Genomic DNA, 13,999 nt, shown 5'->3' on the forward strand with positions numbered 1-13,999 from the left:
TAAGTTTACATCGTCACGACGGGCACGAAAATTAATTTTCAGACCGGGTTTACCCTGTGATGAGTCACAGGGCCGGAAAATGTTGACATTCTTTTTAAATCTGCAACGTTGTGTTTTCGCACAGCCTGACTACCCACGCGCCCGCGCCAAGTAAAGTGACCCACAAAATAGTTAACAACGAAAGGGACAGATCATGGCGCAGTACACAGGGAATTTCGCATATAGGCTGACACCGCAAGGCGGCCAGTACTTAGTAGGAGCGCGTCAGGGAACGCCCACCACGTTCACAGGTCCTGATGGTGAGTGGGAGCCGGGGTCCACCGTCGTGACATTTGTCTCTGACGGCTGGCCCATAGACGAGATTTTCGCTGGCTTCACCGATGACGGCATTGTGACCCTGTCGCAGAATAACAATACGCTGTATCTCACCACCGATAACGCCGATTATGCGGGGAAGGTGATCTCCTACACTGTCGCCCCCTACCCCGTCTGTTTCGTCAAAGGCACCCTGATCGAAACCGCCCGCGGCGCCGTCCCAGTTGAATCGCTAACGGTGGGCGACACAGTCCTCGGGTCCACCGGTCTACGCACGGTCAAATGGATAGGGTGGCGCCACTACGATGCCGTCGCTTTGCGCCCGCGTGAAGAGCGCCGCGCGTGTCAGCCAATACGCATACTCGCCGGCGCGCTCGCCCCAGACCTGCCCAGCAGCGATCTACGGGTTTCGCCATGGCATCATATTTTTGTCGATGGCGTTTTGGTCAGAGCGAAAGATTTGGTCAATGAACGATCCATCTTTCAGGAATCCAGCGCCAGTAAGTTCAGCTACTACCACGTCGAACTTGATACGTTCGACGTTATCCAGGCCCACGGCGTGTTCTCGGAATCCTGGGCCGATGGGGGCAACCGCGATTTCTTCCAGAACGTCGATGTAACCTCACTGCGCCCCGAAGACAAAGTGCGTCGGCGCGCGGATCGCCCGGGTTTCAAGGTATTGAGAAAGCCCGCGGACATCGCGCCGATCCACGCCCGCATTGCGCAGCGGGCCGAGGAACATTTCGCGACGCAAGCCGCGGCGTAAACCATCCAGACGAGCGAATCACTGCCCCGTGCGTTTGCTTTCGTTCTCTGCGAGCTTGCCCTCGACTTTCGTCGCGGTACACAGCGTCTGGACACGAGCGAACATCACATCCGCGTACGCGTGAGATGAAACGAAAAGGGCTGACTTCCGCGCAAACCGGAACCCAGCCCTTACTACTCGCCATTGATACAACATCACGGCCTCGCGCAACGGCAAGCCCGCTACGAAACGCGCCCTGTCGCGCTCAATTCACGCCGGAAACATCCAGTTTAGCCAGCGTCTTTTCCTGGATTTCCTGAACCGTCACGCCGGGTGCCAGCTCGATGAGCTTCAAGCCATTGTCAGTGACTTCCATCACGCCCAGATCCGTGATGATGGTGTTGACCACACCCTTGCCGGTCAGCGGCAGCGTGCATTCAGGCAGCAGCTTGATATCGGTCGTGCCGTCTTTCTTTTTGGCGACATGTTCCATCAAGACGATCACCCGGCCCACGCCCGCGACCAGGTCCATCGCGCCGCCCATGCCCTTGACCATCTTGCCCGGGATCATCCAGTTCGCCAGGTCGCCTTTTTCCGACACCTGCATGGCGCCCAGGATCGCCAGATTGATCTTGCCGGCGCGGATCATCGCGAACGAGTCCGCCGACGAGAAAATCGACGAACCCGGCAACGTGGTGACCGTCTGCTTGCCCGCGTTAATCATATCGGCATCGACCTGATCCTCGGTCGGGAACGGACCGATGCCAAGCAAACCGTTTTCCGATTGCAGCCAAACCTCGATGCCGGCTGGCACATGATTGGCCACCAGCGTAGGCAGACCAATCCCGAGGTTCACATAAAAGCCGTCTTGCAGCTCGCGCGCGGCGCGTGCCGCCATTTCATCGCGTGACCATGCCATGTCATGTCCTCCTTAGGCCGGGCGAGTGGTGCGTTGTTCGATACGTTTTTCCGGGCTCGCATTCAACACGATGCGATGCACATAGATGCCCGGCAAATGAATCTGATCGGGATCCAGCGCGCCCGTCTCAACGATCTGCTCGACTTCCACGATCGTGATCTTGCCCGCCATCGCGACGTTCGGATTGAAGTTGCGCGCGGTCTTGCGGAATACCAGATTGCCGCTGCGATCGGCGATATGGGCTTTAACCAGCGAGACATCCGGCACCAGCGAGCGTTCCATCACATATTGCTGGCCGTCGAATTCGCGGATCTCTTTGCCTTCGGCCACGATGGTGCCCACACCCGTGCGCGTGAAAAACGCTGGAATACCCGCGCCACCCGCGCGCAGTTTTTCCGCCAGCGTGCCTTGCGGCGTGAATTCAAGCTCCAGTTCGCCAGCCAGATATTGACGTTCGAATTCTTTGTTTTCGCCTACGTAAGACGCGATCATCTTGCGCACCTGGCGCGTGTTGAGCAACTGACCCAAACCGAATCCGTCAACACCCGCGTTATTGCTCACGCAGGTCAGATTCTTCACCCCGGAATCGCGCAACGCAGCGATCAAGGCTTCCGGAATGCCACATAAACCAAAGCCCCCTACGGCAATCATCTGATCGTCTTTGACGACTCCCGCGAGCGCTTCGGCGGCGCTTGCATACACTTTGTCCATCTCTCCGACTCCTAACAGACACTGAGAACATGAGGGTGCGGCAAATTCAGCGTGGCCCCCGGCATTTGGTGATTGCTCCGTAATCCTGGCGAATTGTAGCGGCTCGTCAATCTCGACCCGTACTTACACCGCCCTCGGTGGTGCGAACTGCGAGGCAAGCGCGGCGAGAGCGCCATCCGGTATAGGCATTGAAGCATTGGAGGGGTAATCGATCCATACCATTACGGTACGCCCTTTCGCATACAGACCCGACGCATCGCCCGCCTTTTCCAAAAGGAGTTCCGTGTCCAGGCTCGAGCGGCCAACACGCGTGATTTTATGCGTGACCACGACTTCGCAGGGATAGGTGAAAGAGCGCAAAAAATCACATGACGCATGCGCCAGCACAAAGCCTTGCTCCGCCGGCACTTGCAGGCCGCTGCCCTGCAGAAAGCGCATGCGCGCCTCCTCAAACAAGCGGAAGTACACAGTGTTGTTCATGTGGTTCAACGCATCTGCATCGCCCCAGCGCATCGGCAACACCACTTGATGGCAATCACCGATTTGCAACGTTCGGCCCGCCAGTTTTTCTGAATCCACGATACCCAGCTCCATTAAAGTTTGGCCTCACGCCGACCAGGGCCGGCTATCCCCGACCGCCCGACTCCTGCCTCGGTTGGCCGACCCCAGCTGTCCTAGCGTCGCCCGGAGATCAGGCATCCCCCAAAGTCCTGCCGGTGCCCGGCGGTCCCCAGGCGTATTCCGCCCCAAATCGCTCCCCGCTGCATTGCAATACAATCGCTGATGATACTTCCTTGCAACATCAGAAAGCACCTTAGGGGACTGGATTAATGTCTGAACGCGAGTCAATGGAATATGACGTGGTCGTGGTGGGCGGAGGGCCTGCCGGCCTGGCCGCCGCGCTGCGTCTGAAGCAACTGGCCACGGAGAAAAATCATGACCTGAGCGTCTGTGTGCTGGAGAAAGGCGCCGAGATCGGCGCACACATCCTGTCCGGCGCGGTCATGGACCCTCAGGCGCTCACCGAGCTGATTCCGGACTGGAAGGAAAAAGGCGCGCCGTTGAACGTGGCCGTCACCGAAGACCGGTTTCTGTTTCTGACCCAGACGGGCGCGCGCAGCACGCCGAACTGGCTGCTGCCGGCCTGTTTCCAAAACCACGGCAACTACATCGTCCGCCTGGGTGATGTCGTGAAATGGATGGGCGAGCAGGCCGAAGCGGCCGGCGTGGATATCTTCCCCGGTTTTGCGGCAGCCGAAATTCTTTACGACGAGAACGGCGCTGTCCGTGGCGTGGCCACCGGTGACATGGGCGTTGCCCGCGACGGCTCGCACACCGCGCATTACCAGCCCGGCATGGAATTGCTGGCGCGCTACACCATCTTCGCCGAAGGCGCGCGCGGACAATTGGGCCGTCAGCTGATCGAGCGCTTCAAGCTCGACCAAGGCCGCGATCCGCAGTCCTACGGTATTGGCCTGAAGGAAATGTGGGAAGTCGATCCTTCCCAGTCGCGTCCTGGCCTGGTCGTGCACACGGCTGGCTGGCCGCTGGATGCCGATACCTATGGCGGCTCGTTCCTCTATCACCTGGACAACAACCTGGTGGCGGTTGGCATGGTGGTGGGCCTGGATTATGCCAATCCCTGGCTGTCACCGTTTGACGAATTCCAGCGCTATAAGACGCACCCCTCGATTCGCGGCACCTTCGAAGGCGGCAAGCGTATCGCTTACGGCGCGCGCGCGATCACCGCTGGCGGCCTGCTGTCGCTGCCCAAGCTCACCTTCCCCGGTGGCGCATTGGTGGGATGTGAGGCCGGCTTCCTGAACGCCTCGCGCATCAAGGGCAGCCATGCCGCCATCAAGACCGGCATGCTCGCCGCCGAAGCCACGTTCGACGCGGTGGTGGCCGATCGCAAACAGGACGAGCTTACCGCCTACCCGGCCGCGTTCGAATCGTCTTGGCTGCATACCGAGCTCAATAAAGCGCGCAACTTCAAGCAATGGTTCAAGAAGGGCCGCACCGTCGCCACCATCATGACGGGGATCGAGCAGTTGGTGCTCAAGGGCAACATTCCCTGGACGATCCATCGCACCAAGCCGGACCATGCCTGTCTGCAGCCCGCCTCGCAGTGCGCGCGCATCGATTATCCGAAGCCCGACGGCAAACTGACCTTCGACAAGCTGAGCTCGGTGTTCATCTCGAACACCAACCACGATGAGAACGAGCCTATCCACTTGACGCTCAAGGATCCGACGGTGCCCGTCGCGGTCAACCTGGCCAAATACGGTGGCCCGGAAGCCCGTTACTGCCCGGCCGGCGTTTACGAGTTCATCAAGGACGATCACGGCGAGGACCGTTTGCAGATCAATGCGCAAAACTGCGTGCATTGCAAAACCTGCGACATCAAGGACCCGACGCAAAACATCGTCTGGGTGGCGCCGCAAGGTGGCGAAGGCCCCGTCTACAGCGGGATGTAAGCGATGGGCGAGCGTGTGCTGCTGGCAGGTTGTGGAGATCTCGGCCTGCGAGTGGCGCAACGCTTGCTGGCGCGCGGCGCCGAAGTCTGGGCGCTGCGCCGCCACCCGCCGCTGGCCTCCGAGAATTCACTGGGTATACAGTGGATTCAAGGCGATTTGACGCGGCCTCATACGCTGGACGACGCGCTGCCTCAAAACATCACCCACGTTGTCTACCTTCCCGCACCCGATTCGCGTCAGCCTGACGTTTATCGCGCCGTGTTCGAGGAAGGCTTGCGCGGGCTGACGGCAGCTTTAGACACGACGTCACTGACTCGCGTACTGTTCGTCTCATCCAGTGCGGTATATGGCGATCATCACGGTGAATGGATCGACGAATCGACGCCGCCCGCTCCCATGGGTTTTAACGGCCGCATATTGCTGCAAGCCGAACAAGCGCTGTCTGATCTGCCCTGCACGACGATCAGCCTTCGCTTAGCCGGCTTATACGGACCAGGCCGTCTACAACTGATCGAACGTTTACGCGCCGGTACCGCGCGAGCGCCCCGCCATCCGGCGCACTGGGCAAACCGGATTCACATCGATGATGCGGCCGCCGCCGTGGATCATTTGCTGACGTTGCCGGACCCTGACAACATTTATTTGGGTTGCGACGATACACCCCTGCCCTTGCATACCCTGTATGCGCACCTGGCTCAACTCGTTGCCGCGCCCGAGCCCGCCGATGGCCCGGCGCCTGCGAACATCGGCAGCAAACGGCTAAGCAATGCCCGCCTGCGCGCAAGCGGCTGGACACCGCGTTGGCCCGATGCTCGCGAAGGTTACGCCGCGCTATTGGGCTAGGCACATTCAGCAGCTGGCGAAATAGCCTTTGACGGCCGCCACCACGCGGCGGATATCGTCAGGCGTGACATCCAGATGCGTGACCATCCGCGTCGCCCCGCCATAAACCGCGCGGATCATGATGCCCTGCTTGCGCAGATCGGCAGAGAGCTTGTCGCTATGCGCAGCCGGAAACTCGGCAAACACCATATTCGTATCCTGCGCCAGCACGTTGACCGCATCGATCTCGCGCAAGCCATCCGCCAACATGGCCGCGCTCTCATGATCCTGCGCCAGACGGTCCACATGATGCTCCAGCGCATACAGACACGCCGCCGCGAGCACCCCAGACTGGCGCATGCCGCCGCCCAGCACCTTCCGCCAACGGCGCGCTTCGTCAATGATTGCCTTGGAGCCCACGAGCACCGATCCGACTGGCGCGCCCAGGCCTTTGGAGAAACACACCGACACGCTGTCGAATGGCTCACACACTTCATGCACTGCCCGGCCCGAGGCGACCGATGCGTTAAATACACGCGCACCATCCAGATGCAAACCTAATCCATGCTCACGCGCGAAAGCCGCAGCGTCCTCGATATAGTCGGCGGGAATCACTTTGCCTTGAAACGTATTTTCCAGCGCCAGCAATCGCGTGCGCGCGAAGTGCGGATCGCCTTTCGGCTTGACAGCCGCGCGCAACTTTTCCAGAGGTAGCGTCCCATCCAAGGCGTGCTCGATTGGCTGCGGTTGAATACTGCCCAACACCGCGGCGCCGCCGCCTTCGTACTTATAGGTATGTGCGAGTTGGCCAACCAGGTATTCATCGCCGCGCCCGCAATGCGCCATCAGCGCTGCCAGATTGCTCTGCGTCCCCGAGGGGAAAAACAGGCCCGCTTCCTTGCCCACGCGCTCGGCCAATGTCTGCTGCAAGCGTTGCACGGTGGGATCATCGCCCATCACATCATCGCCGACAGCGGCGTTCGCCATCGCCTGCATCATCGCCGGCGTCGGGCGCGTGACGGTATCACTGCGCAAATCGATCATCAGTTGCTCCAGAAGGAACCAGCCACGTGCATGATTGCTCGGGCCAAAGTTATCGGCCGTCAGCGCGACCTTTACGGCTGACCACCACCAAGCCAATCATAATCAAGGCAAGGCCAGAAATCTCGGACCATGTGGGATATTCGTTTAACAATAGCCACGCCAGGAAAGTCGCAACCAGCGGAACACCCAGACTGGACAGCCCGGCAATCGAGGCCGGCAGTCGCCGCAGTACCAACAACCACAACAACCAGGCCGCCGCCGTGGCGATCAACGCCGAATAGAGCAAGGCCAACGTCAGCGGCCATCCCCACAGGACCGGCGGCTGCGGCACCCAGATCGCGGCAGGCACCGCGGCCATGCCGCCCAACAGCAATTGCCAGGCCGTGAACGTCATGACATCGGGCGCATGCCGATCAAACATCCGTTTGGACAGCACGGTGCCCAGCCCCCAGCTCAATCCGGCCCCAACTGCCAAGGTCGCTGACAACCAGTTGCCCAGGCCATGCCACGGCTCCAAAAAGCAAATCAGGCCAGCGGCGGCGAACGCGAACGCGACGCCTTGACGCGCCCCCGGCCGTTCCCCCAGTATCATCCACGCAAAAATAATGACCCAGAACGGCATCGTATAGGCCAGACCCGCGACCTTGCCCACGCCACCCTGCGTTAACGCCAGCTGGACCAGCACCTGGAAACCCGCCGTCTGCGTCACGCCAATCAATAGCGTCATCTTCCATGGCGGTATGCCCAGCGGACGGCCCGTGACGAGCAGCACGGCAAACAGCGCGGCCGCCCCTAATAAAAATCGCGAGGCGGTGATCTGAAACGCGCCCATATACGGCACCATCACCTTCATCGCGATCCAACTACCCGCCCACGCGACGATCGTGGCGACCAACAACACCAAGCCTTTTCGATCGAAGCTGCTACCCACGACTATCTATTCCTAAAATAAAAATGCCCGTTCCCTGATGGAAACGGGCATTCATCTACCTAGCCAGGCCGGTCACCATAGACGGCCCGATCGCAACGAGCCGCGCGCGTATGCCACGCTACGTATGGCATATCGGCGCACGGATCGTTTGTCACACGGGTTTGGCGAGCTGCTCAAGAATCGCCGGGTTTTCCAGCGTGGACACGTCCTGAGTGACTTCCTCGCCCTTGGCCACCACGCGCAGCAATCGGCGCATGATCTTGCCCGAACGCGTCTTAGGCAGGTTGTCACCGAAACGAATGTCCTTAGGCTTGGCGATCGGGCCGATCTCCTTGCCCACCCAGTCGCGCAATTGCTTCGCGATGGCTTGCGCCTGTTCGCCTTCCGGGCGCGCGCCCTTTAGCACCACGAATGCGACCACGGCCTCGCCCGTCGTATCGTCTGGTCGGCCCACGACAGCGGCCTCGGCCACCAATTCATGCGCGACCAGCGCCGATTCGACTTCCATCGTACCCAAGCGGTGACCAGACACGTTCAGCACGTCATCGATACGACCCATGATCCAGAAATAGCCATCGGCATCGCGCTGCGCGCCGTCTCCGGCCAGATAGCAGCCATTGAGCTCGGGCGGGAAATAGCTCTTCTTGAAACGCTCCGGATCGCCCCAGATCGTACGGATCATGGATGGCCACGGACGCTTGATTGCGAGGAACCCGCCATTGCCCGGCGCCACTTCGTTACCCGTTTCGTCCACGATGGCAGCGGCAATACCCGGCAGCGGCAAGGTGCATGAGCCCGGCTTGGTCGGCGTCGCGCCAGGCAAGGGGTTGATCATGTGCCCGCCCGTCTCGGTCTGCCACCACGTATCGACAATCGGGCAACGCTCCTGCCCGACGTTCTTGTGATACCACATCCAGGCTTCGGGATTAATGGGCTCGCCCACCGTGCCGATCAAGCGCAGGCTGGACAAATCATAGTTGCGCGGATGCGTCGACGGCGTCGCCTCCGAAGCCTTGATCAGCGATCGGATCGCGGTAGGCGCGGTGTAGAAAGTCGTCACCTTGTGACGCGCGATCATGTCCCAGAAACGGCCCGCATCGGGATACGTGGGCACGCCTTCGAAGACCACCTGCGTCAAGCCCGCGGCCAGGGGGCCATACGTGATGTAGCTATGACCCGTTATCCAGCCCACGTCCGCGGTGCACCAATAGACATCATCCTCGCGCGCGTCGAAGGTCCACTTCACCGTCATCTTCGCCCACAGCAGATAGCCCGCGGACGAGTGCTGCACGCCCTTGGGTTTGCCAGTCGAACCCGAGGTGTAGAGGATAAAGAGCGGGTGCTCGGCATTGACTGGCACAGGCTCGCATGTGTCGGCCTGTTCGCTCACGACATCGTGCAGCCAGACATCGCGACCCTCGGTCCACGCCACGTCGCCACCCGTGCGGCGATACACGATGACCTTGCTCACCGCCTCGCATCCGCCCATCGCGATCGCATCATCGACCGCGGGCTTCAGCGGTATCGTTTTGCCGCCACGGATCTGCGCATCCGCCGTGATCACCAACGAAGCGCCAACATCACAAATGCGTTCCTGCAAGCTCTTGGAGGAAAAGCCGCCAAACACCACGGAATGCGTCACCCCCAGGCGCGCGCAAGCCTGCATCGCCACGACTGCCTCGATCGACATGGGCAGATAGATAATGGCGCGGTCGCCTTTCTTGTAGCCCAGCGACTTCAGCCCGTTGGCAAAGCGGCAAACGCGAGCCAGCAGCTCGCGATAGGTCACCTTGGTGACCGTGCCGTCATCGGCCTCGAAAATAATCGCCGTCTTGTCGGCATTGCCATTGGTCAAATGCACATCCAGGCAATTGGCCGAGACATTCAGTTCGCCATCACCGAACCAGCGATAAAACGGTGCATTCGATTCGTCTAGCACCTGCGTAAAAGGCTTGGTCCACTGCAGATTCTCGTTGGCATGGCGCGTCCAGAAGCCGTCATGGTCTTGCTCGACCTCCTGGCAAAGGGCGCGATAAGCTTCCATGCTGTCGACCCGCGCGCCCTTTTTCGCCGGCTCCGGCGGCGGGAATACGCGCGTTTCGACCAGGACGGACTCGATATTGTTGGACATGAAAGTCTCCGGATTGCTAATAATTCGAATGGAAGAGCGTCATCGATACGGAACCGTATCGCCGTGCTCTTACGGGCACCTTACGCGGCGGCCACTTATCGGCCGGCCGCGGCGTCACCGCATTGCCAAGGCTGTATAGCGTTAGGATACCAGCCGGAAACGCCGCCTTTTTTCGCAGCGCAGCATGGTTGCTAGGTCAACCGTCTCGCGATGCCACGCTGCATATCGACGCGCGCCAAGAGCAGCAACCCCAACACAAAGAACACCCCCGTCACCAAGATGGCCAGGCGATGGTTACCCATCGTCAACCAAGTGACCAACCCATAGGTCAGCGGCCCCACCACGGCCGCCAGTTGCACCGCAAAAGTCCATAACGCGAAGAACTCGGCCAGGCGCTTCGCGGGCGCAAATGCCCCCACCATGGCGCGCCCCGCGCTCTGGCTGGTGCCCATACACAATCCCGCCAGCGTGGCCGCCACCCAGAACACCGGCACGGTCACCGCCGAATAGGCGACCAGGACCATCACAATCCAGCCAACCAAAGTCAGCGCCAGCGCGCGCTTATGTCCAATACGATCCTGGACATAACCAAAACTGAACGCGCCTATGGCCGCGCCGATATTGACGGTAAACACCAGTAGCATGATCTGCGACATGGTGAACCCCATCACCTGATCCGCATACACTGCGGCCAAGGTCACGACCACCGCGATACCCGCCTGATAACAGGCCCCACACATCAATAGCCGGCGAAACTCGGGATAATGCACCCCCGTGTCACGCCATTCGGCCGCCAGGCGGCTAAGCATGCCGGGGCTTTTCAAGCTTTCCGTATGTGGCATCGCGCGTTCGCGCAACATGAAAAACGACGGCAAGGCCGCCAGCGCAAACACCGCGCTGGTGATGACGATCACCCAGGGCACATATTCAGTGGCCGCCAGTCCACGTGATTCCCCAACCGTCACGGCCGCCAGGGACAAGCCCAACGTCAGCATGCCGCCGCAATATCCAAAGCTCCATCCCCATCCGGAGACACGGCCCAACGCATCGGGCCGCGCGAGCTCGGGCAGAAACGCCGCCACAACCGATTCGCCTATGCAGTAGCAATAATTCGAGATCGCTAAAGCGGCGAGCGCCAGCCACACATCGCCGGGCCCGGCTTGTGTTAACACCAGCGTGGCGGCCACACAGCCCAGTGTGCTGGTATAGAGCAGACGGCGCTTGGCCGCGCGCGCATCCGCCCGCGCCCCCAGCCCGGGCATGGTCAGCATGATAAGCAGATAAGACAATGACAGCGCCGCCGTCCAGGCCAATGTCGCCCAAGGCGCACGCTGCCCCACCACACTCACGAAGTAAGTGCTGAACACCGTCGTCAGAATCACGGTGGTATAGCCCGAGTTGGCGAAGTCATACATCGCCCATGCCCAGACTTCACGTCGTTGGACGCCGGGATTTAACGCGCCCGGCGCGAGTCCGGGCATTTCCAGTGCACTCGCGGGCGGCGCCGCCGGTGCGTCACGATTTGCGGTCGTCAAGACACACCTCCCGCGCCGCCAGACATCACAGACCCAGGGCCGCGATCCCGGCGCGGGCGATTTCCACATCCTCGTTCGACTTCACGCCCGAGACGCCCACCGCGCCGACCACCTCGCCTTCGGCCACCACGGGCACACCGCCTTCGAGCATGCCTTCAAGCAAGGGCGCCGACAGAAATGCCACGCGCCCCTTATTGATGAGGTCCTCGTACGTGCTCGACTCGCGACGGCCCAACGCTGCTGTCTTGGCCTTGGCGGGTGCGATATGGCTGGACACCGGCGGCGCGCCATCCAGGCGCAACATGCCTAATGCATGCCCCCCATCGTCGACCACCGCGATGGTCACTGCCCAGCTGTTCTTTACCGCATGCGCTTCAGCGGCAGCCAGGATTTTCTTCACGTCTTCGGCGGTCAACACGGGTTTGCTTTTCATTGCAATGCATCCTTTATTTGTTCAAGGGACGAAGGGTCTTCGATGGTGGTGAGATCACCGGGGTCGCGACCTTCGCAGATCGCGACAATCGCACGCCGCAGCACCTTGCCCGAACGCGTCTTGGGCAGAGCCGCCACGAACCGGATACGAGCTGGGCGCGCTACCGCGCCCAGCTGATCCTCGACTACGCGCATGATATCGCCTTCCACCGCGCGCGCGTCCTCGGGACGCTCGGCGAGCGCGGGATTTTTCAACACAGCAAACGCCATGGCGACCTGTCCCTTCAAGCTGTCGGCCACCCCCACCACCGCACATTCCGCGATGCCACTATGACTGTTGATGGACTCCTCGATCTCGCGCGTGCCCAGTCGGTGGCCAGCCACGTTGATCACATCATCGGTCCGCCCGAGGATGAACCAATAGCCGTCTTCGTCCACGCGCCCCCAATCGAAGGTCGAATACAGCTGCCGCCCAGGAATCGACGTAAAGTAGGTCTGCACAAAACGATCGTCATCGCCCCAGATCGTCGACATGGCGCCCGGCGGCAGTGGCGGCACGATGGCCACCACGCCTTTCTCGCCGGCGGGCAGGTCCTCGCCCGTCTGCTCGCTGACAATGCGCGCATCGAAGCCATAGACGGGAAACGACGGGCTGCCGAATCGTGTCGCTACGCGTTCGACCCCTGGCTGCGCGGACAGAATCGGCCAGCCTGATTCTGTCTGCCAGTAGTTGTCGATGATGGGCTTGCCCAGCCCTTCCGAAATCCATTGCGCGGTAGGCTCGTCCAGCGGTTCCCCCGCCAGATAGACGGCGCGCAGCGTGGAAAGATCATGTCGGGAAAGCAATTCCGGCGCTTGCCGCTTGAGCACGCGGACCGCCGTCGGCGCCGAAAACAAGGTGTTGACGCGATGCTGCTCGACCAATTTCCACAGGATCGCGCCATCGGGCCGCACCGGCGTGCCCTCGTACAAAATCGTCGCCTGCCCGCCGATCAAGGGCCCGTACACGATATAGGAGTGCCCCACGACCCAGCCAATATCGCTGGTGCAGAAGAAGGTATCGCCCGGCTTGCCGTCGAACAAATACTCCATCGACGCGGCCAGCGCCACGGCGTAGCCGCCAACATCGCGTTGCACGCCTTTGGGCTTGCCCGTGGTGCCCGAGGTATAAAGAATGTAGCTGGGCTCCGACGACTCCAGCCATTGCACCGGCACCCGTGCGCCTTCGTGACGTTCGCGCAGCGCCTGGTAATCGAGATCACGCCGCGGCTCCAGACCGCAAGGCGCGAGGCCCCGGTTCAATACGATCACCGATTTGGGAGGATGGGCGCACAGGCTCAAGGCCTTGTCGAGCAGTGGCTTATACGGCACCACCTTGCCGGCGCGCGAGCCCGCGTCGGCCGACACAATCACCTTGGGTGTGGCGTCATCGATGCGCTGCGCCAGATTCACCGACGCAAACCCGCCGAACACCACGGAATGCACCGCGCCCAAACGCGCGCACGCCAACATCGTGAACACCGCCTGCGGCACCATCGGCATATAAAGCAGCACACGATCGCCCCGGCCCACGCCCTGCTCGCGCAGCATCGCGGCCACCGCGTTGACCTCGTCGAACAGTTGTCGGCGCGTGTAGGTGATTTCCTGATCGACCTCGGTGGACACCCAGATCAGCGCGGGCTGCTCGCCTTGCGACTCGACCCACCGGTCGACCGCGTTGAAACACAGATTCGTCTGCCCCCCGACAAACCAGCGAGCGAAAGGCGGCCGAGAAAAATCCAGCACCTCGGCAAATGGCGTGTCCCAAAGTACACGCTCGGCTTGCTCACGCCAGAAGGCATCGCGGTCCGTGATCGAGCGGCGGTGAAACTCGCGGGTCTTTTGCATGGTTTGTCTCCGGTATGTGCGGTCGTCAGCGACGATGCGACTTATTTTTT

General features: G+C 61.0%; 12 protein-coding genes. 3 read left to right on the top strand and 9 right to left on the bottom strand.

What is annotated here, in order from left to right; translation table 11 throughout:
• The first annotated feature begins 325 nt into the window (after positions 1-325).
• Entirely contained in the window at positions 326-1,081 is a 756-nt protein-coding gene (locus tag GOQ28_RS02850; protein WP_160355358.1) for a Hint domain-containing protein, read from the top strand.
• 244 nt (positions 1,082-1,325) lie between these two features.
• On the opposite strand, the gene GOQ28_RS02855 is transcribed toward GOQ28_RS02850, so the two are convergent.
• From GOQ28_RS02855 to GOQ28_RS02865, 3 genes are all read right to left on the bottom strand, one after another.
• Positions 1,326-1,979, bottom strand: coding sequence for a CoA transferase subunit B (locus tag GOQ28_RS02855; RefSeq protein ID WP_160355359.1), 654 nt, complete (start codon positions 1,977-1,979; stop codon positions 1,326-1,328).
• 12 nt (positions 1,980-1,991) lie between these two features.
• Complete coding sequence (locus GOQ28_RS02860) at positions 1,992-2,690, bottom strand: CoA transferase subunit A (protein WP_160350335.1); 699 nt, start codon at positions 2,688-2,690, stop codon at positions 1,992-1,994.
• Positions 2,691-2,813: 123 nt separating this feature from the next.
• Positions 2,814-3,269, bottom strand: coding sequence for an acyl-CoA thioesterase (locus GOQ28_RS02865; protein ID WP_336603722.1), 456 nt, complete (start codon positions 3,267-3,269; stop codon positions 2,814-2,816).
• Between the two features lie 251 nt (positions 3,270-3,520).
• On the opposite strand from GOQ28_RS02865, the gene GOQ28_RS02870 reads away from it, so the two are divergent.
• Together GOQ28_RS02870 and GOQ28_RS02875 are read left to right on the top strand one after the other, a co-directional pair.
• Positions 3,521-5,167, top strand: coding sequence for an electron transfer flavoprotein-ubiquinone oxidoreductase (locus GOQ28_RS02870; protein ID WP_160350337.1), 1,647 nt, complete (start codon positions 3,521-3,523; stop codon positions 5,165-5,167).
• A 3-nt stretch (positions 5,168-5,170) separates the two neighbouring features.
• Complete coding sequence (locus tag GOQ28_RS02875; RefSeq protein WP_160355361.1) at positions 5,171-6,010, top strand: SDR family oxidoreductase; 840 nt, start codon at positions 5,171-5,173, stop codon at positions 6,008-6,010.
• A 6-nt stretch (positions 6,011-6,016) separates the two neighbouring features.
• Here GOQ28_RS02875 and ltaE read toward each other — a convergent pair whose 3' ends face one another.
• From ltaE to GOQ28_RS02905, 6 genes are all read right to left on the bottom strand, one after another.
• A complete protein-coding gene (gene ltaE, locus GOQ28_RS02880; protein ID WP_160355362.1) occupies positions 6,017-7,033 on the bottom strand; it encodes a low-specificity L-threonine aldolase in 1,017 nt (338 codons plus the stop codon).
• A 49-nt stretch (positions 7,034-7,082) separates the two neighbouring features.
• Positions 7,083-7,964 carry a DMT family transporter gene (locus GOQ28_RS02885; protein WP_442862071.1) on the bottom strand — a complete coding sequence of 294 codons (882 nt, stop codon included), beginning with the start codon at positions 7,962-7,964 and terminating at the stop codon, positions 7,083-7,085.
• Positions 7,965-8,115: 151 nt separating this feature from the next.
• Positions 8,116-10,095: an acetate--CoA ligase gene (gene acs, locus GOQ28_RS02890; RefSeq protein WP_160355363.1), complete on the bottom strand. Its 1,980-nt coding sequence runs from the start codon at positions 10,093-10,095 to the stop codon at positions 8,116-8,118.
• A gap of 191 nt (positions 10,096-10,286) precedes the next feature.
• Positions 10,287-11,576: an MFS transporter gene (locus tag GOQ28_RS02895; RefSeq protein WP_236844204.1), complete on the bottom strand. Its 1,290-nt coding sequence runs from the start codon at positions 11,574-11,576 to the stop codon at positions 10,287-10,289.
• A 79-nt stretch (positions 11,577-11,655) separates the two neighbouring features.
• Entirely contained in the window at positions 11,656-12,063 is a 408-nt protein-coding gene (locus GOQ28_RS02900; protein WP_160355364.1) for a GlcG/HbpS family heme-binding protein, read from the bottom strand.
• Positions 12,060-13,949, bottom strand: a complete 1,890-nt coding sequence (locus GOQ28_RS02905) for a propionate--CoA ligase (protein ID WP_160355365.1) — start codon at positions 13,947-13,949, stop codon at positions 12,060-12,062. The genes GOQ28_RS02900 and GOQ28_RS02905 overlap by 4 nt, the downstream gene beginning before the upstream one ends.
• Positions 13,950-13,999 lie beyond the last annotated feature (50 nt).

This window comes from Bordetella sp. 02P26C-1 (assembly GCF_009763255.1).
In the GTDB taxonomy this organism is placed as follows: Bacteria; Pseudomonadota; Gammaproteobacteria; order Burkholderiales; family Burkholderiaceae_B; genus Bordetella_A.